The organism is Paenibacillus sp. FSL H7-0690 (genome assembly GCF_037980415.1).
GTDB lineage: Bacteria > Bacillota > Bacilli > Paenibacillales > Paenibacillaceae > Paenibacillus_AQ > Paenibacillus_AQ odorifer.
In genome coordinates this window covers 969,390-994,776 of the sequence record NZ_CP150281.1, presented here as the reverse complement: position 1 = coordinate 994,776, position 25,387 = coordinate 969,390, and the positions used below count along the sequence as shown (strand labels likewise).

The following is a 25,387-nucleotide window of genomic DNA, read 5'->3' as shown; positions in this document are numbered from 1 at the left end:
GAGAATCAATGAGCAGAAGTGTGAAAAAGCAACCCGTGTGCAGCGACCAACAGAAACACGGTTCCTCATGGGCTAAAAAACAAGCCAATAAAGCCGTCCGCCGCTATCCTGGCGACATCCCTAAAGGGAAATGGTATCAGAAACTGTATAACAGCTGGAACAATTGCGACTATAGCTTTTACCAAACTAAACAGCAAGCGATTCATGAATGGGAAACAAACAATTGGATCCAGTTGAGATTCCCCTCCCGCCAAGAGGCCATTCAAGATTGGCACAAGTCTTATAGAAGAAAGTAAATCAAAAGATGCCCTGGCAGGGAAGCGCCGGGGCATCTTTTTACCTAGAAGCTTAATTTCGCACCTACAGTTACAATCTCAGATGGTCCGACCTCTAAGTGGTGAACCGAAGACGTTGCTCCTTGTAAAGCAGGGTTAGGCTGCTCTAAGATATTACTTTTAAATAAATACTCTTGAGGACTGTTCACTTTCAGTTGCAATTGTGTCTGCTGAGCGGTCATATTGTACCAACGCAAAAACAAGTCGCCGGAAGCTCCGTTCATTTTCATGGATGAGAAGGCCATGTTATCTCCCTCCCAAACCAATGGGGTATATCCAGAGTTCAACTTCCCGCTATGCAGGCCGGTCTGACATACCGTCCAAGGAGTCTGGAATTGATAGGCCTCTGTAAATGTCCGTTGTTCACTTCCCTCACCAGAATGAGGAATCAGCTCCAGTAGTGCTGTGTATTCGCCCAGGCACTGAGCTTCCGGAGTTGGGAACCAGCCCCAATCCCCCAATTCCCCTACGCTGCGTAGCAAGGTGACGGCAATAGTATTGCGTCCATCCCGCAGAACCTCATATTCGTTCAATCCCTGGTTGGCTATCGTAAGTCCTACATTACCATTGCTGACATCGACAAAGGATTGCTGATGTTGAGTGTTGCTCGGATTTGCCCATTCTGGTGCCGGATTATTGTCCCGTGTAGCCACTTCAAACATAGAATCCACACGATGCACATCGGTAGACAGATCGGTCGGGAACAGCATTCGTATCCGGTGATCCTTGGCTTGGTTATTAATTGTGGATTCAATATGCACACCTTTGCCTTCCCGCTCCAGCGATACGACGGTACGAAGCTTCAAAACCACCGTATTTACACTCCGCTGCGCTTTACGCTCAGGATAATACACAAGTGCACGCTGTTCCGCCTCCAAGGTGTCATCCGCCGAAGCCGGAATCTCCCAGTCTATTCGGATCTCAATGGCCGCACGGAAGGGAGAGTCTTCAATCACCTTAATGACTGCAGGCTGGCCTTTGGTCGTCAGCGCTTGTTCACCTTCTGGCTGCTTGTACATGTATTCATTGCCTACGTCTCCGGTATTCTCGTAAATCCCCAACTCACGATAAGTGGTACCGCTATGCTTATCCAATAACGTAAATGAACCATCCTCAGCAACAACTACCTTGAGAGTTGCATTCTCCAAGCTGCGCTCTCCTTCTATTAAAGAGCTTCCCTGAGCGGATTCCGTAGTTGATTGTACCCAAGCGTAAGTACAGAGCCCAAGCGCAGGCACATTGCGTGCTTCAAAAGTAAGTCTCACTTTGCGGCACATATACGGCTGGCGGAATTGGTCATCAGGCAGATCGTAACCAAAGCTTAAACCCAGGTCTTCCACTGTAGACGCTAATTCCTCCCCTGTGTGATCGACGAGAATCCGGCCGGACAAATCAACAGCCAGCATTCTGCGGGCGGTCTCGTCCAAAGGATAACCCTCGCGCAGATATAACCGTTCAGCATCCAGCTCTATAGTTACCGTTCCCGTACGCTTCCACCCCGTGGTATTCATCACTATAAAAGGAACTGCATCTTCCCCGTATGCGGAAAAGCCAGAAGTCTCCACTTGATCTGCGATAAACTTAGCACTGTCATCTATGATGCTCTCAGCAACATGCCGGCTTTTATCAAAACGAGTTACCATCTCACGATGCACTTCATCCACACTACAACCACAGATACTGTCATGCGGATGGTTCTGCATCAGCGTCTTCCAGGCATAGGTGAATAGATGGTGCGGGTAGTCCTGTCCGGACAGGCGGGCGATGGAGGCCAGCGGCTCGGCTACTTTTTCCAAAAGAGTCTGGCCCAGCTGGTTCATCTGCTTCAAATAAACCCGGGCTGAGGCTGTGTTCACTAAGGTGCCCCATCCGTCAGTACGCTGGCTGCGCAGTTCCCCTGTAACGGTGGAGAGCTCCCGCTGACCCGAGGATAATTGCTGATCCAAGGCTTGCAGATAGTCCGGGAAGTTTGAATGCACGAACTTCACTTCAGGGTATAGCTTTTCGGCGGTGCGGATAGCTTCCGGCAAATCCAATTGCAGAGGCTGGTGGTCGCACCCGTTCATGAACAATAACTCCCCCGTTGAAGCATACTTCTCTGCATCCGCAAGCTTACGGTCCCAGAATTCCCGAGCCGCACCTTCCTCAACAGGAACTTCATTGCCGTTAGAATACCAGTTGGCAAATAGGATACCGAGAATTTTGGATCCATCCGGCCCTTCCCAGATCAGCTCGGAGAAAGAGGACTCATAACCTGCATCCGATACAGTGTTGTTAAATCCCGTAGGCTTCACCCCGCGTCCAAAAAAAGCATTCGTAATCCCTGACTGCAACATCAGCTGCGGAGTCTGTCCGACCAATCCAAACGTATCAGGAAAATAGCCGATTTTGGAAGGCTCGCCGTATTTCTCGGCATCCTGATGGCCGATCTGCATATTCCGCACATTTGCCTCGCCGCTCGTCAGGAACGCATCCTGCAAAATGTACCAAGGTCCAATCAAGATTCGCCCATCCCGGATATACTTCTCCAGCTTCTCTTTGTTCTCTGGCCGAACCTGAAGATAATCCTCCAGAATAATGGTTTGCCCATCGAGGTAAAAACTGCGGAAGGCGGAATCTCCGTCCAGCTTCGCAAGCAGTGCATCCACCAGCTGAACCAGACGGACGTGGTGTTTCTCATAGGGCAAATACCATTCACGGTCCCAGTGAGTATGGGACACGATATGGGCTGTTTTGGTTGTTGTGTGGGTCATCTGTGTGTACACCTCAGTTCTTCAGCATTTATTAAGCGTAATGTTAACCTCTTCAGGTCTGTAGACAGCTACCAGCTTGCCCGCTGAATCAGCTGCAAACAACACCGAACGTTCTTTCTCCAGTAAAAATGAGTAATGAGCTCCAGTTGCAGGATCTTTTATTTCAAGTTCGGCATCCCAGGCGTATTCAGATACGAAGATATACAATGAACCTTCTGCAAAAGCAAGCTTTCGCCCGTACACACCTGGCAGGTCTCCACCGCTGATCCATTCCAGCCCGGTTTCGATACCTGCGGCTTGTGCAGCATATTGGTAGAGCGCGGCGATCGGCTCGTCGCGGTCATTCAGTTCTAAAGGTAGCGGGCACCAGATCAGGCGACCTGTGCCAAGCTGGCGTTCGATGAGGTGATCACCCACACCACCTGAGCTAGACGAATCAACATCTGCATTTGCTGGCGTTTCTTTGACTAGCTCCGCGATTCGCTTCTGTCCATAGGACACCGCAAACTTGCGTCCGTTCAATAGAAGCTGCTCCTCACGGCGCATGTTACCAAGTTTACGGGCTCCTACTATTGCGTCCATACGATCCGAAGGCTGCCAATACGCATCAACCCCCAATGCTCCAGTAATGAGCAGAACGGCACCTGTACGCTCCACTATGTCCAGCAATTGCTGAAGGGCGTCATTATCCAGATTGTGCACACTCGGCAGGAGAATCAACTTAGCCGGCTCTGCCTCCAGCGGAGCCAGCTCGTATTCCGATACGGCGCGGAAAGGCAAATGAAGCTGATAAGATAAGATCCTTGTCAGGCGGGTAGTCGCATCATAGGCGAGCTTCCGGTTAGAGAAGTCATTAGAGTAAGGGAAAACCACGGCAATCTCTTCCAGCTTCCGCCCGTCAAATAATCCCCCGGCTTCGCCGATGAACCGCCCAAAATCATAAGACACATCCGCTTCCGGCTTCTCAGTCCCATCGGCCCGCAGCGCACCGATCTGCGATTCATTGGCATTATCCATATAAAAGTTCGTGTTCCATATCCATTGCACAGCCCCGGCACCTCCAGAAGCAAACGCATAGGCATATTTGCGCTCCAGCATGGCCCGCAATTCTTCCTCACTGCGTTTAGCCCGTCCGTCTGGCGTCTCTACGTACATGATGCCGGTCTCCTGAATGAGGTTCGGTTTGTGATAGGTTTTGGCAAAAATTCCATCCCAGAGCAGATTGTCATTCAACCACCAGCTGTGAACAGTGGTGTAATCGACATCGCGCTCATAAAAGAACGGCGACGGTCGTTGGGCACCCAAAGCCTCATCCTGCCCTACGGTCACTAAATGATCTGGGCAGAGTTCCTTGATAGTCCCGCTAAGCTCCCTTGCCCATACGTTGTGCATGTCCATGGAGAACAGGCAGTAGTCGAGCCAACGTGTGCCGCGCTTTCCGGAATGAATATCCTGCACACTAAAGTTAATCTCTTCTTGCTCAGGAGGTTGTGCAGCCGCAAAATCCGGCAATTCCAGCGGCGTCATATTCCAGCGCTCTTGCAGCGAAGTTATATCACCATGGCGTTCTTCCAGCCAAGCAGAGAAAGCAGCGCGTTCATATTTATCACGCGCCGAGCTCGGTCCGTCCGAGAAAATCCGCGGCGGATCGAACATTGACGGTTCATTGATCAAATCCCAATCGACATGGGTTGTCGTGCGATGCCGTGCAACGATCGAGCGGATGAACCGTTTTTGCGCTTCTACACTGCGCGGATCGAGATAAGGATTCGTCCCTTCCCAAGTCTCGGGCGTAAAGGAGAAGAACGTAAAGGTAACCTGCAGCTCATGCCGCTTCGCAGTCAGTAGAAAAGCATCAATCGCCCGCAGCACTTCTTCCGAGGCATGACCGTCTACCTGCATAATATTGCGGTAGGCTGTCCAGATACCGGTACGAATCCAGTTGATGCCTGCCTTCCGCATCTGTGCCATATCCCGATCCCAGACATCAGCATTTGGCAGGAATAGAAACTTCCGCGCTACGTCAGAGGTCATATAAGTCATGCCGACAACAGGTAAAGGCTGACCGTCTTTGATAAAATAATCTCTTCCAGCCTTAATCGGTTCCCCCTGCGATAACAGGCCCACGTCATATCCCCAAAAGCCTTGACGCAACATCCGCACTTCGCCTTCTTCCGATACAGCATGGCAAGAAAGATGATACAGGCCAGGTTGAATTTCTATAGCAAGCGGTACACGTAGGAAGTTCAGCTCGCGACTGACCTCAAGCTTGCACTCGTGAGTGAAACATGGGATAGACTCCCCGTCTTTGCTCAGAGTGATGTTCAGGGTCCACTGCGCTGCTGTCGGTGACGATTGGCTACGGCTTAGCCGCTGACCCTGCAAAAACAGCAGCGGCCGCTCGCCTTTTTCATAAGAAGCATAGTTAGGCTTCAGCCACAGCTCTGTTACTCCCCGAGCGGCAAAGGTTGCCCAGCGGGTTAATGCTTCCGTTCCGCCTTGATTCCAGAAATCAGGCGTAAGCGGTTGGCCGATAAAGATCCAGCGGCCACCGGCAAAAGGCCCGCCGATATGCTCCCACAGCACAGCTGGAGCTGAAACTTCCCGCCCGGCGGCGGTAATGCCCTTAAGCAGCGGGTAGATCCGCGTGTCCATGGGTCCACTGGAACCCATCTGCTCCGGCAGGTCACTGCTTTTAGTGACATGCGGTACCAGGTTCCAGGTATCCGACAGGGCCAGCAGCTGCTCATCGCCTACGAAGAGCGGAATGTCTCTAAGCGCGACATGCTGCTGTATGCGATCTGCGCTGCTCACCTGCAGCGCTTCATGGATATGCAGCTGGCGGTGATAGGCAGTCTGCTCAGCTTCGATCCGCCACTCTTCAGCGACTAGGCGGACTGGATGCTTAAACGGGGCACCGCCAATGCTGATCAAGCTGCCGCCTCTGCTCAAATAGGCGACGATGGAAGGCCAAGCCTCCTTCGGGAAGTACGGAGCATGGAAGCTAACGAAGCAGTCCCCGGCCTTGGCGCTGTCCAGCGTTTCGGCCAGCTGTGCTGCATGAACAGGAGGGTCAGTATGATGTATTCCTATAGACTGTGCCTGTTCCGCTGTCAGTCCGCCCGCTGCGGTATACCCGGGAAAAGACGGGTCCGCGAACAGGATGATACGGCCCCCGCTCACAGAATACCTTCCTTCATCGCCCGATAGACAAGCTGCGAGAACAAACTGTTCGACCATGCAAACCAGCTGCGGGTAAATACACTAGGATCATCCACATGGAAGCCTTCATGCATATATCCGGTTCCGGCATCCGTACTTTCCAGCATCGCTATCAGTTCCAGCTTCTCTTCGGCAGTCTGAGCCGTAATGCCCTGCATAGACAACGCCATATGCCAGATATAGTTCTCCGGAGTGTGCGGGCTGCCGATCCCTTTGGCAGCTGTGCCTTCATAATAGAACGGATTTTCTTTGCTCAATGCGAAACGTCTGGTGTTCTGGTAGATGGGATCATCCGCCGAAGCGTAACCCAGATACGGAATGGAGATCAGTCCGGGCGTTCCCGCATCGTCCATTAGGCAGTAATTGCCGAAGCCGTCGGTCTCATAAGCATAAATCGGACCAAACTCCGGATGGCGATAAATGCCATAGAGCTTGATGCCATGATCCACTTCAAATTCCAGCTCTTTAAGTTCAGCCAGGAAGTCTAGATCGCGGAAGACCCACTCCGCGAATTCCTGCATCTGGCGCAGCGCGACAACAGCGAACATATTGCCAGGAATGTTGTAGTGGAAATCACAGGCATCATCGCTCGACCGGAAGCCCGACCAGATCATTCCGGTATAGTTCACCGGCATACCGAGACCGCTATTGCGCAGAGAATCTTCCGGAATGCCGTTATTGCGGCTGAACCGGTACGGAGACTGCTCGAAATGCCGCTGCTCTCTTTTGAACAAATCGAAAATCTGGCGCATGGCCGACTTGAACCCAGCGTCGAAGAAATTAGTCAGGCCCGTCTCTTTCCAGTAGGTATAAGCGAGGCGCACAACAAAACATAACGAATCAATCTCAAATTTACGCTCCCACACCCATGGCGACATCTCGGTCACATCCGTAGTGTTCCAGTGCCAGTCATTGGCCGACTCATTAAATGCATTGGCGTAAGGATCGATATGAATATACTGAATATGGCGTTTGATAAGACCGCCGATAATGCGCTGGAGATCGGGATCGTTTTTGGCCAGAGGCACGTATTGAATTACCTGCTCCACTGAATCACGCAGCCAGGAGGCCGGAATATCGCCGGTAATCACAAAGGTGGTTCCGTCATCCAGCAGTTTAGTCGTCGTCTCCAGCGTATTCGGAAAACAGTTCTTGAACAGCTGCAACAGCTTCGGGCGATGTGCCAGCTTCTCCTCTGCTTCGGCAAGTACTTCTTGTACAGCCTGCGGCAGCGGCAGCTGGGGCATTGCTATTTTGGGTAATCGGAATTGTTCCAAGTGAGATATGCTCCTTTGCATCTGTGATGTGATTATTTAATTTCTGATGTAGATTGTTTTGATCTCGTAAGGGGCAAAGTGAAGTTCCAATTCACCGCCAGCCGTATGTTCGATCAGTTCCAGCTGCTCTTCCAGAGCATTGGACAGGTAGACGCTCTGAACTGGATACTGCCATTTGAGCTGAACCCGCTCGCGGCCTCCCGAGGATTCGTAGAAACGGAGAACAGTCCCCTGCCCGTCCTCGGATGGCTTAATCGTATCCAGCACCACGTGCTCACCGGAGAATCCGATAAATGAGCCTGTTGGCAGCAGCTGCCCCTGTGTTGATGAAGGGGCAAAAGTATACAGCTCATGATTTAGCTCTGCTGCACGGCGAACAGTATGAGCCTCCCGCCAATCCCCACGGTGCGGATATAGCGAATAGGTGAAGTCGTGCTCGCCGAGATCCGCAGTAGCATCCGGCCATTTCGGCGCGCGCAGGAGCGACAAACGAATGGTACTGCCTTGGATGTCATAGCCGTATTTGCAATCATTCAGCAGACTGACGCCATATCCACGTTCCGATACATCGGCAAAACGATGCCCGCAAACCTCATACTGCGCCTGCTCCCAGCTGGTGTTGCGGTGGGTCGGACGTTCCAGCGCACCAAATGGAATCTCGTAAGTCGCCTTATCCGTCACAACATCAATCGGAAACCCTACCTTAAGCAGCTTATGGGCTTCGTTCCAGCTCACATGCGTCTGGAAATCAATCCGGGGATTATGGTGATGTAGAATCATATCCTGAGTAATCTCGGATTGGCCCAGCTTCCAGCGGAAGCGCAAAATATCCTGCACCGCACCAGTGCGAACCACTGCCTTTTCTATAAGCTCAGCCTCCCCGGCGGGTTGGGCTTCATAACGGTTGTCAATGTCCCAGGCATCCCAAAGCGTCGGACGGTCATGGAAAAAGTGGAAGCGGTTCGCCGGCTCACCGGATTTTACGATCTCCCGGTTTCCTTTTTTATCAAAAAGACTGGTGATTTCTCCTCGCTCGTTAAAGGTAATACGATAATAGTCCGTCTCCCAACGGTCGCCGAAGGGAATAGCTCCTACAGCAGTTTGATTATGTTCAGCAGCGGCAGATTCTACATTACTTTCATCGGATGTTTTCTGAGACAGATCACGAATCCAGATTGTTTTGTAGCCAAAGGCCGGAATCTCCGGAACGAGAACCGCGACACCAGAAACTGCTGCCTCCTCCGTCAGGACATCTGCTTCCAGCAGTACGTTATCCTCGCCATACACCGCAAAGTTTCCGCTGGCGGCTACTTCTTCGCTGAGAGCAAGTTCGACCACGGCATCCCGCGTCCAACCCAAACCATTAAAAACAATGTAAGGTGTACCCTCGCCTGACGTGTTAATGTTCCCGGCCAATGCCGCAAGCCCTGGCTGAAGCGCAACACGGCCAAGCTCAAACACCTCTGCGTATTCCTTCTCCGAGGTCTCGTATGCTTCGGTAATCGCCGAGCCCGGAATAATATCATGGAACTGGTTCAACAAAATCAGCTTCCAGCCCTGATGCAGCTGCCCGGCAACTACGGCATGTTGCTCCGTGTCCAGCTGCGGCGAAGCTAATGTCTGCCACAGCTCCGCTTCACGGTACAACACTTCCGCCTTGCGGTTGTTCCGCTTGTTGCGGCCGTGCGTAGTGTAGGTGCCGCGGTGCAGCTCCAGATACAGATCGCCCCGCCACTGCGGCAGCTGCGGCTGACAGCGTGTAATGCCTGCGAAGAAATCCGCGGCATTACTGTATTTACTCTCCGGCTGGCCGACCATTAGCTCGGCACGCTGGATATATTCCAGCATCTCGCGGGTGACCCCGCCGCCGCCGTCACCATGCCCATAGAGCAGCATCTGCTCATTATGTTTATCTTTTTCGCGGAAGGACTGATAGTGTTCATGCACATCTTTGGGCAGCGTATTCTCATTGACCCCATGATTCAGGTAAGACAACATCGGCGTGCCGTCAATGCCGACCCAACGGAACAGATCGTAAGGGAAGACATTGGTGTCATTCCAGCCCAGCTTGGTGGTCATAAAATATTTGATGCCACCATGCTGCAGAATCTGCGGCAGAGAAGCGCAGTAGCCGAAGGTATCCGGCAGCCACTCAATCTGCGAGGTGCGCCCGAACTCTTCGAGATAAAAGCGTTGACCATATAGCATTTGCCGCATCAAAGATTCTCCGCTCGGAATGTTCAGATCCGGTTCGATCCACATCCCACCGACCAGTTCCCAGCGTCCTTCACGGATGCGTGCCTTGACCTTCTCATAGAGTACCGGGTCATTGTCTTTCAAATATTCGAACAGCAGCGGCTGGCTCTGCGCATATTGATAGTCAGGATATTCGTCCATCAGGGCATTCACCGTCGAGAATGTCCGGCTCGTCTTGCGCACGGTCTCGCGCGCAGGCCACAGCCAGGCAATATCGATATGGGACTGGCCCACCATGTGGATTGTTCCTTCGGCATGACCGCCGATCTCCCCGACTCTGCCCCGCAGCTTCTGCTCGATTCGCGTAATCTCACCACCCTCGCGGATCTCCTGCGTGGTAAGGCCAACGAATTCATCCATTGCTACATACAAAGCTTCCAGCATCCGGTTACGGCGCTGGTCCTGCTCAGGCAGCAGAATTGCCGAATCGCGAATCACTACTGCCGTGTACATTAGACTCTGCACAGGTCTATTCACTAGCACCAGCTGGCTGTGGATCATCCGAATCGGCGGCTGGATCACCGCCTGTTGATTTAATGGGTCCACCGGCTCGGGGACCGGATCGAAGAGTTCGATTTCCAGGTCCAACGGACGGCCCGATGGATCACCTGCCAGAGTTACAAAGGTATGATTGCGGTCGAGTCCTTGCCGCGATTCACCGTTCACCCGCAGCAGCCCTTCCCCACCTGAAGCAAAAATCAACCCGATGTGGCCCGGCAGCCAGTTAGCCGGAATCTCCAAAGTACGGCGGAAGAAATAGGTCGTTCCTTGCACACTCGGGAACAGATCATAATTGCTGCCGTCCTTATAAGGCTGCAGCTTGTCATACTGTCCCGGCAATTGATACACCGAGGACAGAATCTCCCAATCGCGCAATTCCTGCACCTCTAGCCATTGCTGCTCGGAGAGCTCGCGGATGAAGCGTTTAATGCGTTCCATGTCTTTACCCCCTCACCGTCAAATCGGTGCTCAGTGTATCATTTACATGCTTACCCACCAGCACTTTAAACGCTCCTGGCTCTACAACAGGTCTTAAATCCGGTCCGATATATTGCAATTGCTCCGGCCCTACCGTGAACAACACGGTTTGCTTCTCACCCGGAGCCAACTTGATTTTGTCAAAAGCCTTCAATTCCCTGGCGGGACGGGTGACCTTACTGGCGACATCGGAAATGTACAGTTGCACCACCTCTGCGCCCTCACGGTCTCCTGTATTCTGAACGTCCACGGAAACTATAGCCCCCTCCCCAGCCGCAATTACTTCCGGCTCCACCTTCAACCCGGAGTACGTAAATTCAGTGTAGCTAAGCCCGAAGCCGAACGGATATTGAGGCTGGGAATCGGCCTCCAGATATCTTTTGCCACGGGAACGTTTACCGTTGTAATAGACCGGGAGCTGGCCCACATGCTTCGGCACGGATACAGTCAGCTTCCCGGACGGGTTCACATCGCCGAACAGGATATCCGCAACAGCGTGCCCGCCTTCTTGGCCTGGATACCAGGCTTCCAGAATGGCATGTACATGCTCGTCAATCCAAGGCTCACTCACCGGACGGCCGTTAATATAAACAACGATCACAGGTTTGCCGAGCTGATGAACCTGCTGGATCAGTTCCAGCTGCACTCCCGACAGGGTCAATGACACCCGGTCAATGCCTTCGCCGCAGTCCATATCATTCCAGGCATTCTCCGTCACCTTGGACGCGCCTGTCTTAAGATCAATACTGCCTTCCCCGAAATCGCGTGCACTGGAGCCGCCGACGACCATAACAACGGTATCGGCCTGCTCTGCACAAGCGAGCGCGGCTTCAAAACCTTCGCGCGAATCGCCTTTGATCCGGCAGCCCGGTGCATAGAGCACCCGCTCCGGCTCTGCAGCCAGCTTGCTGCGGATGCCGCTGAGCACGGTCGCTACCTTAGCCGGAGGCTGCGGTGAGGTATAATCGCCGAGCTGGTTATACCCGGCATCGGCGTTAGGGCCAATGACGGCGATCGTGCCGGCGGTCTTGGACAATGGCAGCACACCTGCTTCATTTTTCAGCAGGATGATGCTCTCGCCCGCCACTTGCCGGGCCAGCTCTTGATGCGCTTTGCTGCCGATGACGCGTTCAGCCGCATCGGGATCAGCGAATGGCTGCTCGAACAGGCCCAGCCTGAACTTGAGCGTCAGCACACGGCGGACCGCACGATCCAGCAGTGCCGGGTCCAGCTTGCCTTCACGAACGGCATCCACCAGGTATTTGCCGTACATCTCTCCGGACATCTCCATGTCGATGCCGGCTTCCAGTGACTGCACTGCTGCATCCATGCCATCTTCAGCCACATCATGGCCAGAGGCCAGCATCTCTATAGCTCCGCAGTCGGTAATGATTAGACCCTCAAATCCCCAAGCTTCGCGGAGTATATCCTCTAGTAGCTCTGTATTTGTCGTGCAAGGCACGCCGTCTATTTCGTTATAAGCAGGCATAATGGAGACTGCACCCGCTTCGACCGCTTTTTTGAAGGGCAGCAGATCCACTTCCAGCAGTTCACGCCAGCCCATGTGCACAGGCCCGGCATTCCGGCCGCCTTCTGAGCTGCCGTATCCCACAAAATGCTTCAGCGTAGCCCCCACGCTGCCGCCGCTCTGCAAGGATTCCCCCTGCAGACCTTCAACAGCCGCAACCGCCATCTCGCTGATCAGGTAAGCGTCCTCGCCGAAGCACTCCTCGGTGCGGCCCCAGCGGGGATCGCGCACCACATCCAGCACCGGCGAATACGTAACCGCGCCGCCCTGACTGCGTGTCTCCAGCGCTACGGCGCGGCAGACCTCACGATACAGCTCTACATTCCAGGAGCTGCCGAGCGACAGGGGCACCGGGAATACGGTGGCCCCGATCGCCATGTGGCCATGCGAGCATTCCTCGCCGATCAATACCGGAATGCCCAGCCGCGAATGCTCCAGCACATACCGCTGGAGCGTATTCACCGCTTCCGCACCTTCACGCGGAGACAGGCCAGTAGCCAGCGTCACACCGGTCCACGGGTCAGCGCGCAACATCCCGTAAAGCGAACCAACGCCGCCCCCGGCAACCTTCTCCTTGAAGCTTTCTGTCAAGGTCATCTTACCGTCTCTATGTTCATAGGCCTGCCAGCCAAAAGGCTGAATCAGCTGACCGGCCTTCTCTTCCAAAGTCATCAGTCCGAGCAGATGCTCCGCCCGTTCTTCAGCAGGTAAATTCGGGTTTGTATAACTCATTCCTTAACAGCCCCTACGGTAAGACCTTGAATGAAATAACGCTGGAAGAACGGATAGGCAAAAATAATCGGTCCTGTCGCCAGCACGACCATCGCCATCCGCGATGTATCCTGCGGCATGGAGCGAAGAGCTTCCAGACTGAGCGAACTGTTCTGGGAGTTCTGCAAAATAAACTGCATACTGGTCTCGATCCGCATCAGCATCGATTGCAGCGGGACTAAATTCGGGTTGTCGATGTACAGCAGCGCATTGAACCAGTCATTCCAATAGCCGAGGGTGCTGAACAAAGCAATCGTAGCCAGACCGGGCAGTGATAAAGGCAACACCAATTTCAGGAAGATACGGAACTCGCCCGCCCCGTCGATTTTGCCGGATTCGATAATGGCATCAGGCACACTCGTGCTGTAGAAGGTGCGCAGAATCATAATGTAAAAAGCATTCACCGCCAGCGGCAAAATCAGCGCCCAGATCGTATCCTTCAGGCTTAGAAACTGCGTAACGATAATATAAGTCGGCACAAGTCCACCGTTGAACAGCATGGTAAAAAACGCGAAGAACGAGAAAAAATTGCGGTAACGGAAGCTTTTCCGGGAAATGGCATACGCATAAAAAGCGATAAACAAAAGGCTGATAATCGTCCCTATCACCGTTACAAAAATCGTCACACCATAAGAACGCAGCAGCATATCTCCGGATTCAAACACATAACGGTATGCGCCGAGACTCCATTTTGCCGGAATCAGCTTATAGCCATCCCGCGCCAGCGCCACCTCATCGGTGAAGGAGATGATCACGACGAACAGAAACGGAAACACGCACAGAAACGCAAAGATGCCGGCTATCAGATTAAAAGTGATATTCCAGGGCGTTGAGAGATGGTGGAAATCACGTTCTTTTTTAGTCTTAGTAATGGAAGACATATGGCCCACTCCTTTCATGAGGTTCTAGAACAAAGCGCTATCCTTATTGTATTTGCGGACAATATAGTTGGAGGTCATGACTAGCGTAAAGCCGACAACCGATTGATACAGACCTGCGGCAGTGCTCATACCAATCTCACCCGTTGTTTTGAGGCCTTGATAGACATAGGTATCAATAACATTCGTGACACTGTAGAGCGTACCGGAATTACGAGGCACCTGGTAAAAGAGACCGAAGTCGGCGTAGAAGATTTTACCGATGGCCAGCAGGGTCATGATCGTGATAATTGGACTCAGCAACGGCAGTGTAATATTGCGAATCTGTTGGAACTTACTAGCTCCGTCGATCATCGCCGCTTCATACAGCGACTTGTCGATCCCCATAATAGCTGCGAGATAAACTACGCTGTTGTAACCAACTGCTTTCCACAGATAGACTAGGATCAGGATGAACGGCCAGTAGGCTTTTTCCGAGTACCACTGAATTGACTCTGCGCCAAAAAAGCCCATGATCTGGTTCAGCATCCCGCGTTCGGAGCTCAGGAAACTAAATGCAAAATAGCCGACAACGACCCATGACAGGAAGTAGGGCAGGAACATGCCGGTCTGATACACTTTGGCCAGCTTCTTGTTCACAATTTCGGACAGCACAATCGCCATCAGAACCGACAAGATCAAGCCAAGCAGGATAAATGCTCCATTGTAGAGCAAGGTGTTGCGGGTAATAATGTACGCGTCATTGGTGGTGAACAAAAACTTGAAGTTGTCTAGCCCCACCCATTTGCTGTTGATAATACTCGCCCAGAAGCCATCGCGGCTAAAGCGGTATTCCTTGAATGCAATAATCGTCCCTATCATCGGCAGGTAAGAGAAAAAGAGAAACCAAAGCGCACCTGGTAAAACCATGAGCAGCATAATCTTGTTATTCATAATATTTTTTATAAATCCGCTGATTGTCTTCACACTTAGATCCCTCCTGTATGTCCTTATATTTCAAAAAAAGACCGGGTCCAGAGGCCACGCCCCTGCCCCGATCTTCTCTTACGTTGATGTTTTACTTGTTGTTGGACGCTTTCCAGGCATCAATTTGCGATTGCGCTTCAGCGATAATTTTGTCCAAACCAGCTGCCTTGAATTTCTCAATAGCTTTCGGTAGATACTCGTCAGGATCAACGGTTCCAGTCATCAGTGGTGACCAGTATTCTTCTTTTACGTTCTGAACCGCAGCGATTTCAGTGGTCACCTTGGAAGTGTCGAAGTTAAAACCAAGCAGCGGTGCATTCACACCGGATTCATTAAACTTTTTGAACTCTTCCCATTTGTTCTCAGGGTCACCCTCGTTCAAATAGTTGATCATGATATTGCCCAGCGAGAAGGTTGGCATGTCATAGTTCTTGGATTCGTCCAGGTTCTTCATGGAATTCTCACCAGTCTTCTCGTAGTGCACGCCTTCGATTCCGGAGTCAATCATGTTGCGCAGCACCGGATCGGTGTTGAGCAGGTTCAGGAACTCCATCGCTTTCTCCGGATATGCGGAGTTAGCCGAGATGGCTTGCATCGAACCCATAACGGACCAGTTGTAAATGTAAGGTTTGCCAGCTGGCGTGGAAACTACAGGATAGCCGTAGCTTGCCGACCACAGATTATCCGCCATCGGCTGGGTAGCCGCACGATCCATGAACCAGTTCGAAGATTTATAGAGATCATCCACCGAAGTTGTAGTTGCTACTTCCGGCGAGATATAACCTGCCTTGTAATATTTGCGAACGGTTTCAAGAGTACTTTTGAGTTCAGGTGTTTCCAGAATGTTCACGATCTTGTAATCCTTTGTGTCCATATAAACAGCCATTGGCATCTTTTCAATGATGTAATCGAACGGCAGTACTGGCATGAAATCCTTCACCATAGCGTAAGGCGTGATGCCCGGTTCATTCTCTTTGATCGTCTTCAGCAGTGGTTCAATGCTTTCCATTGTGTTCACCCCGGAAATGTCGAGGTTATATTTGTCGAGCAGCTCTTTATTAAAGCGCCAAACTTCTTGCGCCGGAAGCTCTTTGTTGGCAGGTACGGCATAATTATGTCCATCTACCTTGGAGCCTTCCAGGAACGCCGGATCAATGGTGTCTACGATGCCTTTTCCATATTCATTAAGCAGGCTGTCCAATTCCATAAAAGCGCCTTTGCGGGCATTTTGCACATAATCGAACGCCCAGGAACACGTAAAGAGAATGTCCATGGGTTCGCCAGCGGCTACTTTGACCTGCATTTTTTGTGTATAATCGCCAAAATCAATCATATTCATCTTCAGGGTGACATTTATCTTCTCTTTAGTGTACTTATTGACTTCTTCCACGACACGGTCCAGATCCTTCTGCGGTCCGCCGATCGTGTACCAGATCAGTTCGACCGGTTTCTCGGATGATGCACCGTCGCCGCCCGCTCCTGAACTGTTAGTTGCCGCGTTGTTTGAATCGCCGCCACATGCGCTGAGCGCAAGCGAGAATGCCATAAGTGATGTCAGTAACAGGGAAAACCTTTTTCTTTTGTTGTTGCCCATTCCTGTATAACCTCCCCTTTGTTTACCTCAAGATCGCTGGCCTAATCCGGAATTAAACCAGCAGCTTTCTCCTTCAAGGACTATCTTTACTGTAATTTATGAAAGCATTTTCAAACAGAAGCTAAACTAAATAAATCATGTAGAAAATAAAGAAAAAGCTTGCAGCGGGGGTCCGCTAGACAAGCCCTTTGTACTCCGTAGGAGATATCCCGACATGCTTCTTAAATTGTTTGTAAAAATAGCCGGTCTCCCAATAGCCTACTTTGAGAGCGATTTCATGAACTTTAAGTGAGGTATTCCGCAGCAGCTCCTTCGCCTTCTCAATCCGGTATTTATTGATATATTCGGTGAATGACTCATTCACCTCTTTATGGAACAGCTGTCCCAAATACACCGGGTGAATATGGTATTGGGCACCGAGGGTCTTCAGCGACACATCTTCATTGTAGGACTCATGGATATAATTCAGCACCTGCTGCACGACTGGACTCTTTACGTCCCGAACTAAGGCGTCTACCGTAATGGTAGCGGCTTCCTGAATAATCTGAGTCAGTTCATTTATGGAAACTGTAGAGCGAATGAGGCCAAAACCGTCTGCGAAAAGCTCCGGTTCTTCCACATGACGAATCTCCTGCAGCTGCATCTTGAAGCGGATCAACCATTCCATGGCAATGCCTTGCAGCAGCACAGGTGTAATCCCCTCCATCCGCCGCAGCTGCTCAAAATGATCCTGGATCCGCACCAGCAGCGCTTCCTTATCCTTCGCCATAATCAGCTTGAGATCATCTTCCCAATTCAGCGGCATGCCTTGGACGGCAACCTCATGCCTGTCCTGAACTTCCTCATAATGCAGCAAATTCCGCTCTGGAAACAGCATGAAATATTCCTGAGTCATCTTTGCATGGGCATAACTCTGAGCCGCCGCCTCCTCCATCTCCTCCACCGTTCCTACGGACAGACGCATTGGCGGACCGCCAGTTAGGGATAACAGCAGCTGCGCATGAAGCCTTTCCACCGCTTCTTTACCCTGCTGATACTCACTAAGCAGATGCAGCAGCACGGTATCTCCATCCATATCCCGGAATGCAATCAAAGACGGGTTACCGCCTACAACCTCTTCCACCGCCTGAAATAGCTCGGCAGCGTCCTGTTCAGGGCGAAGCAGGGCTACCTGAACCAGCGGCTTATCTAGTCTAAGTCCCAGAAAATCAGTCCGTTCACTGAATTCCTTCGGCCCAATCTGGCACCGCAGCCAGCGGTACATCACATTATCGCGCAGAATGGAAATACTATGCGCATTGAATTGACTCTCTTGACGGGAGACACCCAGCTTCTCGGCGGCAGTCACTAATGTTGCCCGGAACTCTTGCAAATTAATAGGCTTGAGCAGATAATTTTCAATGCCGAGCGCCATTCCTTCCTTAAGATAACCGAACTCATCATAGCCGCTGAGGATAACAACTTTGATCTCCGGCTGAATCTCCCGTACGGCCCGGATCAGATCCAGCCCGTTCATCAGCGGCATGGAAATATCCGTAATCAGAATATCCGCTGGAACAAACCGCAACGACTCCAGCGCTTCCTGTCCGTTCTCGGCGTGGCCGACAATCTCCATCCCCAGTGCTGCCCAATCCACAATGTCATATAATCCTTCGATAATAAAAGGCTCGTCGTCCACAATGAAAATTTTATACATGGTTTGGATCATCCTCTCCCAGATCGGGAAAATACACAGTCACGGTTGTGCCGGTACCCGCTTCGCTTTGTAATTCAATGCCATACTCACTGCCATAAAGCAGCTTCAAACGTTCATGAATACTGCGCAGGCCGAATGATTCCGATTGTTCATCTGGCTGCAAAAGACCTTCTTTGAGCTGGACCAATCTGTCCGGCGCAATCCCCCGCCCATTGTCTGTAACTACCGCACGCAAATATTGGCCATCCTTGGCCACAGCCACACTGATGTGATTATCATTCTTGTCCACGCGCATCCCATGTAGAATGTAGTTTTCAATGATAGGCTGCAGCGACATTTTGAGTACAACTCTTCCGGTAAGCTCTTTCCCGCATTCCATTGTATAAGAGAATTTATCCTTATAACGGATGCGGAACAGCTCCAGATATAAACGGCAGGCCTCTAGTTCATCCTTCATCGTATGCTTGGGTTTCTGGTGAACATAGCTTTTGAACAACACCGACAAGCTGTAGATCATCTCCCCGACATCTGAAGCTCCTTGAGAGATTGCCCTCATTCGGATCACCTCCAAGGTATTGTAGAGAAAATGTGGGTTTACCCTGGCTTCAAGCGCGGCGATTTCGGTATGTTTTTGCTTGATTTCAGCCTTGAACACACGGTCTATATGAAGATTCAGCTCATCCAGCATATCGTTGAAGCTCTTGGAGATCTGCCCCAGCTCGTCTTCTCTGACATCGGTAATCCGGGCATCCAGGTCACCGTTTTTCACTTTGCGGGTGAACTTGATAATTTTATGAGTCCGTCTGGCAAAATTATTGATAAATAAAGTGGGTGTAATAATCGCAAACAACAGGCAGATCAAGCAGATAATGAAGATCATGTTCCGCAATCCCCTATAAGTGGCGGCTAATTCCTGCTTAGGTACAGCACTCAACACAGTAAATCCGCCTTGGGTGTGAGTCTGCTTAGTAATGATCATCCCGCCGACTTCTTCACCATCTGTATAGGCAGAATTCATCTGCTCGGGATAAGGATAGCGCTTTCCATAATAGGTGCCCGAGGTATCAAATAACACATCCCCATCCGCTGCCAGCACCAGAATCTTTCCCTTGAAGTCATCCTTATAATTGCCCATACTCCCCCAGACCTCGCTGGCATCAAAATAGACTAGAAGCTGACCAATGTTGCGCAGTGATATCTTGTTATTGACCGGGGTACGAACCGTAAACATCGGCCCCTCCGGAGATGAGATCGCCTGACTGACCCAAGTGTTTGGAGCGGTGACACTGCCTTCCTCCTCCAGATACAGCGCATCCGGTACAAAAGAGTGGGCTGCATTAGTGGAAATAATCTGAAATTTGCCTTGGTCGTTATAGACATACAACTGCTGCTCAGCTGCACTGTAGAGCATTAAACTGCGGATATCAGGATCATCTTCAACTTGATTGCGAAAAAACTGCACGGTATCCGTCGTAGCATTACTTTCGTTGAAATAGCGGTCCAGCCGGTACCTCACGTAATCTTCATACGGATGCTCCAGCAAATACGACGTATTAGCAGTCAGCTCCGTGTCCCGGTACACGTCCCGCATCATAGACTGTACAGAGTCATATTTCTGCTCAATATAGCTGTTGATGCTCTCCACGGTACGTTTCTGAATCTCCATCTGCCGCTGCACTACAGCCTGAGACATGAGCAAGAACATCAGGTAGGAGAAGGTGATAATGGTGACCACGGCAATGACTGAGAAGAGCAGGATGATTTTCATAAACAGATTATTCTTCAGATACTTTCTGTACAATTTCCCCGGAAACATCAGCAACCTCCTACAGCAGGGGGAAGACTAAGCTTCGCTGCTTGTCATTATGAATAAAGTATAGCATGAGGTGCTTCCTGCCTGTGGCTGGTAAAAGCTTGCAATCCTCCGCCAAGCAAAGACAGTCTGCCCATGGAGCAAAGGGCTCCTTGGGCAGACCGTGGTGGGGCTATATAATCTACCGGATGTAATTCAAGATGAACTGCGCAGCCTCGGCACGGGTCGCCAAGCCACCGGGAACAAAATTCCCGTCCGTGCGGCCATTCACCAGACCCATTGATGACGCAGCATTCACGCTGTCTGCCGCCCAGGCTGCTACCTCACCGGAATCGGTGAATGTTGCCGGGGCTGATGACTGAAGCGATCCATGCTCCAGTACATAGGCACGCATTAGCATAGTGACAATCTCCTGGCGGCTGATGTTCGCACTCGGATCGAAGTGCTCAGCAGTGCGTCCACCTACAATACCTGCCCGGACCAGACGCGCCAGGTCCTGCTCATACCAGACACCAGAAGGCACATCACTAAATTTCAATTCCGCCTGATCTTGCAGTCCCAGCACGCCAGCCAGCAGCTTCACAAATTCCGCTCTTGTAATCCTGCGGGCGGGTTCAAATCCATTTTCGGAAGTGCCTTGTACCAGATGTTTAGCCGCCAGCTGGCGGATAGTGTCCGCAGCCCAGTGAGTAGACGGAACATCAGCGAAGGATTTATTGTACTCCAGCACAGCCAGCCTGCCTGTTCCGCTAAACTCCCCTTGCAGGAAGCCATTCGCGTACACTCCGCCGAGATAGGTAAGCGAACCTCCTTCAGCAATAGCATATAAACCAAGAAAATTAGTATTATAATCCGTATTTGCTGCATTCCATTGTAAGGTTACTGGTTTGCTGAAGCTTGGAAGACGGCTAGATGTGCCATTCCCCGCGATGATGCTCAGATCAAACGTCATACCTGTACCCCGCAAGACCACCCCACGCTCTGCTTTCAGTGTGCTCATGTTCAAAGTCTCCGGGCTGAGCTTCACCAGAATCTTGCCGCCTGAAGCTTGGGCTTCATTAAGCAGAGCCTTCAATTGCACCAGCAATTCCGGCGCAATACCAAGTATGGTTCCCGAGGCAGCCAATTCAAGTTGATGGATCCCTAGCAATTCACCTGCATTCACAGGCAGCTCGATAGCTGTAACGCCTGCCGGCACATTTACCGTCACTTTGCCGTTCTCAGTAGATGTACTGAGTGCACTTGCTGGAACTGTCAAAGTTGTGCTAGTAGGACTTGGAAGCGGCGTTGCTGTCGCTGCCGGAGTCGTCCCACCAGTTCCCGTACCTGTCCCTGGAGCCGATGTCGGCTGCGGTGTAGATACAGGAGTATTGTGGACCTTGAAATCAATAGTTCCGCTCTTTTGAACAGCCGTATAAGGGTGGCCATTCAGTATTTTGGTGTTAGTGACTACGGCCGTGTACTCGCCGCTGTCCGTTTCTTTTGCAGAAGCAATGGTATAATCACGCTCCACAGCACCTTCAATGGCCTGCCCATCTTTCAACCATTGGTAGCTTAACTCGCCATAAACTGCAGAAGCTACTACGGCAAAAGAGACCTTATCACCTACAACTGCCGGATTCTTATCTACACTATTAGAGGTGATAATTGGCGCATCGGGTGCCGGATGTACTGTCACCGTAAGTTCATTACCGGTTCTTGTTGAAGGCTCCGTTCCCTCTTTTCCAGTCAGAACCACACGGAACTGCGTACCGCTGTCTGTTTCAGAAGCAGTAAATGCGTATACCGCCGAAGTCACGCTCTCCGCCACAGTCCATTCCTCTGCGGTTGCTGCCTTCGTCTCCCAGCAAACCGATTCCACATCTCCGCGGATCTGTACGAACAGCTTCACTTCTTCACCAGTAATGACATCAAGTGCAGACGGAAGATCGGTTATGAAATCAGGCGCTTCCCATGGTGCTTCAGCCGGAGTTACGTTAAGTGTGTACTCTGCTTCACTGCTGTCACCAGATTCATTGGTGACGATGACCTTGTACTTATTGCCATTCATCCCGGTAGTCAAAGCCGGGATAGTATAGAAGGCGGACATTCCCAGCACATCTCCATAACCGCTGCCTGTGTCCGCATACCAGGCATAAGTCAGCTGCCCTGCGCCAGTGGCAACTGCCGTTAGTGTCGCGGACGTATTTTCACGGAAGGAACCTTCCCCTACGATCTGCACCTTTGGAGCTTGCAAGGCCCACTTCGCCTGCAAGTTCAGTTCACCGGTTATTAGATCTTCGGCAAAATTCCATCTTCGCGCACCTTCTCCTTCTCCAACATACCAGCCTTCCAGGTCATAACCCTCTCTGGCAATGCCTGTAGGCTCCATCAGCAAAGTGCCATACACAGCCTCGGCCACAGTATTTGCTGGCTCTCCCCCATTAGCATCAAAGAGAACGGGATAGCTTCCTTTCAGATAGACAGGTTTGGAGCGGTTGCCTGCATAATCCTCCATCACCACATGCACAACTTTTGCCGAGGAGGTGAAGCTTAAGCTCGCCTTAGTTGTCCGTCCACGGATAATCATCGGCTTATTGCCAGAGCTATACGTTGTGGCAAAAGATTTTGCATTCCCATCCTCATACACATACATATACCGCCAGTCTCTGGTATTCGGCATCGGCAGATTCAGCTTACCGTCCGTCCAGGACCATTCTTCCGCGTAAGGTTCCGCGACCGTGTCGATGAACTGGCCGCTGACCGAGACTGGATCGGTGTTGCCTGCGGTAACGGTGACAATGTAATCATCGCCGTTTACCGGCATCCCCGTGAACAGCGCAGTGCTTGCACCTGCCGGGACAACCACTTGCTGTGACACCGGTTCGGATGTCGTAATCCAATTCAAAGACTGCACTCGAACGGTAATGTCACCGGAAGCTTGGGCGGAGTTCGTCCAGTTCACAGTCAACTCCCCGTCCGGACTTGAATCCACCTTCACTCCGGAAACCGCCGCATCCAGATCAAAAGCCAGCGTTGCCGCTTCACCCTCCACTCCATCCGCACCCACTGCAACCACTTTAAGGGTTCCGGATTTCACCGGGAGATGCTTCAGGTAGAACACCTCATCGTATTTGCCGCCCATAAATACATCATTCACGTACACATTATATTGCTTGATCTTAGTGTAATCGGGATCTAGCTTCCACTTCACAACCATCTCACCTGTATCTGTAAAAGCTTCCGCAACTGCTAATTCCGCAGGAGCTGCGGGCTTTACGGCAGACCCGTCATAGACGCGCAGCTGTCCGACGTTCATCTGGTAGGTGGACGCTGTTCCTTGCCCGGGATCGAAGACCAGTCCAAGGGCTGCAATATTATGACCCGCGTATGCACTGAGGTCCAGCTCCTTTGTCAACCAACCGTCCGAGTGCTGACCACTGTTTGGAACAGCGACCTCTACGACGGTATTCGGATCATCAGCCAGGATGAGTCCTACTGCCATCGCCGAAGCATCTGTGGCAGATGGCTTGTTGAAGCTGATCGACAGCTTGGAGTTGCCATTGACCCCCAACTCTGTTTTGTACAGACGCAAGAAGTTCTTCGCATTCAGATTGCCGTTCACCACCAGTGAACTGCCACCGTTATACGCACCGATCTGCTCATAGTTGTAACGGTTTGTACTCGCAAGGTTGTACTCCGGTCCATAATCAAAATCTACAGTAAGCTTATTGCCAGCAGTATCCTGCCACCACTGCCAAGTCACTGGGATATCCTGCAGGCTCATATTAGACCACTCATCCGGGTTCGATACTTCACCGTTCACGGAATAGGACAAGCCCTGTCCAGTGTTAAAATTGGTGTAAAAGTTCTTGTCCTTAATCACCGAACGCTCCGCAATGACGGACGAGATTCCCGGCCAGTAACGGTTGTCGGCATAAACATCGGCAACGGTATTGGTTGCCGATTTGACCGTATTCTTAGGGTCCACGTTCGGGCCTGACCACCATAGCTGCTCACGCAGTTTTGTCATCCATTGGTAGTCATTTTCGGATCTGTGCGAGACCGGGTAAGACAGGTTCATGTCCTCATCCAGACCGGCATGAACAAAGTCCGCACCGAGTGTAGCCAAGCTGAGCCGCGGCAAGCCATTGCTGTCCAGCTTGTTCATCAACGCTGTTCCGTTAACGGACTTGAACCGGTCACGACCTGCTTCCAGCCCTGCAAAACCAACTTCAAACAAGTTGTAGCTTGTTCCCAGACTGGCATTCAGATTGCTTAAGTAATTAGCCGCGTTGGTAATCTGTGTATTGCCAGCCCCGTAGTCGAAGAAAAACGAATTGGAGACGGGTTCCTTGGTGCTTTTATCCACTAAAAAGGAGATATTGGTATCATTAATCGTCCGGGCGAACGTATTAGCACCGGTATTGGTGTTCAACGAGTCGTACCACTGTACATACAGGCCGCCCTCTTGCAGCACCTTCATAAAAGCGATGTAATCGGGGATATCCTGGGTCGCTACATTCGGATTCATCTCTTCCTGATTTACAAAATAACCGTCAAACCCGAAATACCCGGCCATCTCGATCAGTTTATCCGCCACCGGAAAATTACCATTCTCGTCTTTAACTATCATTTGTTTGTACGTCTGCTGTCCACGGTCATTATTGGAAAAAAAGATTCCCGCCAATGACAACACGCCGTTCTTATGCGCTGCATCGGTGTAGGTAGGGTTCGGGATGTTCAGCATGCCGAATTCGAACCATTTTTGCTGCCAGTCCTTCTGGGCCAATTCATCATAATATTCCGGCGGGGTGTACGCAGTCGCTGTACCGTGCCAATAGGAGTAGTAATCGATATATTGCCAAAAGTTAAAGTGATACTGCGCAAACTTGTTCGTATACGGCGCGTTCTCAATAAAAGCATTCCCGTAGTCGCCAGCAACGTTGATCATCTGTGTATCTGCGCTAAGTGCTGGGTTAGCTTGGGTTGCAGCAAATGGGGCATTCCGCTTCTGCAGCGGCACCCGCGATCTCAACAGCTCTGCATCCGGATCGGTTGCCGGACTCCAGTTCGCAATATGGCTGCTCGTATATCCATGTACATTAGGCTGATTGGCACCCGGCGCACTGTCTCCTGTAAAAGGCCACGTATCGCCGGCGTAAGCCGTTAGGGGAAGTCCTGAAACTAGCAAAGCTGCCGCCAGAACAGCTGATGTCAGCTTACGACGCGCCTTTTTACCGGTGTGAAGGTTCATTTTCCACTCTCCTCGTCCTGTAGTTGTTTCGGTTACTCTCATCCATGAAGCGTAATGTGTCTCACTATGTCGCCGAACAGCAAG

At 51.3% G+C, this 25,387-nt stretch carries 12 protein-coding genes; 1 reads left to right on the top strand and 11 read right to left on the bottom strand.

Annotated elements, in window-relative coordinates:
• Positions 1–8 precede the first annotated feature (8 nt).
• Positions 9–296 carry a hypothetical protein gene (locus MHI32_RS04380; RefSeq protein ID WP_076306728.1) on the top strand — a complete coding sequence of 96 codons (288 nt, stop codon included), beginning with the start codon at positions 9–11 and terminating at the stop codon, positions 294–296.
• A gap of 44 nt (positions 297–340) precedes the next feature.
• Here the strand turns inward: MHI32_RS04380 and MHI32_RS04375 are convergent, their stop codons facing one another.
• The 11 genes from MHI32_RS04375 to MHI32_RS04325 all read right to left on the bottom strand — a co-directional run bounded on the left by MHI32_RS04375 (position 341) and on the right by MHI32_RS04325 (position 25,303).
• Complete coding sequence (locus tag MHI32_RS04375) at positions 341–3,088, bottom strand: alpha-mannosidase (protein WP_340011956.1); 2,748 nt, start codon at positions 3,086–3,088, stop codon at positions 341–343.
• A 21-nt stretch (positions 3,089–3,109) separates the two neighbouring features.
• Positions 3,110–6,328 (bottom strand): alpha-amylase family protein, encoded by a 3,219-nt coding sequence (locus MHI32_RS04370; protein WP_340011955.1) that lies wholly within the window; start codon positions 6,326–6,328, stop codon positions 3,110–3,112.
• A complete protein-coding gene (locus MHI32_RS04365; RefSeq protein WP_076185072.1) occupies positions 6,268–7,587 on the bottom strand; it encodes a glycoside hydrolase family 125 protein in 1,320 nt (439 codons plus the stop codon). The genes MHI32_RS04370 and MHI32_RS04365 overlap by 61 nt, the downstream gene beginning before the upstream one ends.
• A 36-nt stretch (positions 7,588–7,623) precedes the next feature.
• On the bottom strand, positions 7,624–10,782 hold the full coding sequence (locus tag MHI32_RS04360; protein WP_340011954.1) for an alpha-mannosidase: 3,159 nt from the start codon (positions 10,780–10,782) through the stop codon (positions 7,624–7,626).
• A 4-nt stretch (positions 10,783–10,786) separates the two neighbouring features.
• The gene (locus tag MHI32_RS04355) at positions 10,787–13,081 is read right to left on the bottom strand and encodes a glycoside hydrolase family 3 N-terminal domain-containing protein (RefSeq protein ID WP_340011953.1); all 2,295 of its coding nucleotides are present in this window, start codon (positions 13,079–13,081) and stop codon (positions 10,787–10,789) included.
• Entirely contained in the window at positions 13,078–14,001 is a 924-nt protein-coding gene (locus tag MHI32_RS04350) for a carbohydrate ABC transporter permease (RefSeq protein WP_036684927.1), read from the bottom strand. Before MHI32_RS04350 ends, MHI32_RS04355 begins: the two co-directional genes overlap by 4 nt.
• A gap of 24 nt (positions 14,002–14,025) precedes the next feature.
• On the bottom strand, positions 14,026–14,955 hold the full coding sequence (locus tag MHI32_RS04345) for an ABC transporter permease subunit (protein ID WP_036684959.1): 930 nt from the start codon (positions 14,953–14,955) through the stop codon (positions 14,026–14,028).
• A gap of 100 nt (positions 14,956–15,055) precedes the next feature.
• The gene (locus MHI32_RS04340; protein WP_076130103.1) at positions 15,056–16,558 is read right to left on the bottom strand and encodes an ABC transporter substrate-binding protein; all 1,503 of its coding nucleotides are present in this window, start codon (positions 16,556–16,558) and stop codon (positions 15,056–15,058) included.
• Positions 16,559–16,733: 175 nt separating this feature from the next.
• A complete protein-coding gene (locus MHI32_RS04335; RefSeq protein WP_076105357.1) occupies positions 16,734–18,254 on the bottom strand; it encodes a response regulator transcription factor in 1,521 nt (506 codons plus the stop codon).
• Complete coding sequence (locus tag MHI32_RS04330; protein WP_076208103.1) at positions 18,247–20,070, bottom strand: sensor histidine kinase; 1,824 nt, start codon at positions 20,068–20,070, stop codon at positions 18,247–18,249. The genes MHI32_RS04335 and MHI32_RS04330 overlap by 8 nt, the downstream gene beginning before the upstream one ends.
• A gap of 178 nt (positions 20,071–20,248) precedes the next feature.
• Positions 20,249–25,303, bottom strand: a complete 5,055-nt coding sequence (locus MHI32_RS04325) for an S-layer homology domain-containing protein (RefSeq protein WP_340011952.1) — start codon at positions 25,301–25,303, stop codon at positions 20,249–20,251.
• Positions 25,304–25,387: the final 84 nt, after the last annotated feature.

What these genes read in the sequence shown, in the direction of transcription:
- MHI32_RS04380 (WP_076306728.1), top strand. Translation starts at nt 9, where the DNA reads ATGAGCAGAAGTGTGAAAAAGCAACCCGTGTGCAGCGACCAACAGAAA.
- MHI32_RS04335 (WP_076105357.1), bottom strand. Translation starts at nt 18,254, where the DNA reads ATGTATAAAATTTTCATTGTGGACGACGAGCCTTTTATTATCGAAGGA.
- MHI32_RS04340 (WP_076130103.1), bottom strand. Translation starts at nt 16,558, where the DNA reads ATGGGCAACAACAAAAGAAAAAGGTTTTCCCTGTTACTGACATCACTT.
- MHI32_RS04355 (WP_340011953.1), bottom strand. Translation starts at nt 13,081, where the DNA reads ATGAGTTATACAAACCCGAATTTACCTGCTGAAGAACGGGCGGAGCAT.
- MHI32_RS04375 (WP_340011956.1), bottom strand. Translation starts at nt 3,088, where the DNA reads ATGACCCACACAACAACCAAAACAGCCCATATCGTGTCCCATACTCAC.
- MHI32_RS04350 (WP_036684927.1), bottom strand. Translation starts at nt 14,001, where the DNA reads ATGTCTTCCATTACTAAGACTAAAAAAGAACGTGATTTCCACCATCTC.
- MHI32_RS04360 (WP_340011954.1), bottom strand. Translation starts at nt 10,782, where the DNA reads ATGGAACGCATTAAACGCTTCATCCGCGAGCTCTCCGAGCAGCAATGG.
- MHI32_RS04325 (WP_340011952.1), bottom strand. Translation starts at nt 25,303, where the DNA reads ATGAACCTTCACACCGGTAAAAAGGCGCGTCGTAAGCTGACATCAGCT.
- MHI32_RS04330 (WP_076208103.1), bottom strand. Translation starts at nt 20,070, where the DNA reads ATGTTTCCGGGGAAATTGTACAGAAAGTATCTGAAGAATAATCTGTTT.
- MHI32_RS04370 (WP_340011955.1), bottom strand. Translation starts at nt 6,328, where the DNA reads ATGGTCGAACAGTTTGTTCTCGCAGCTTGTCTATCGGGCGATGAAGGA.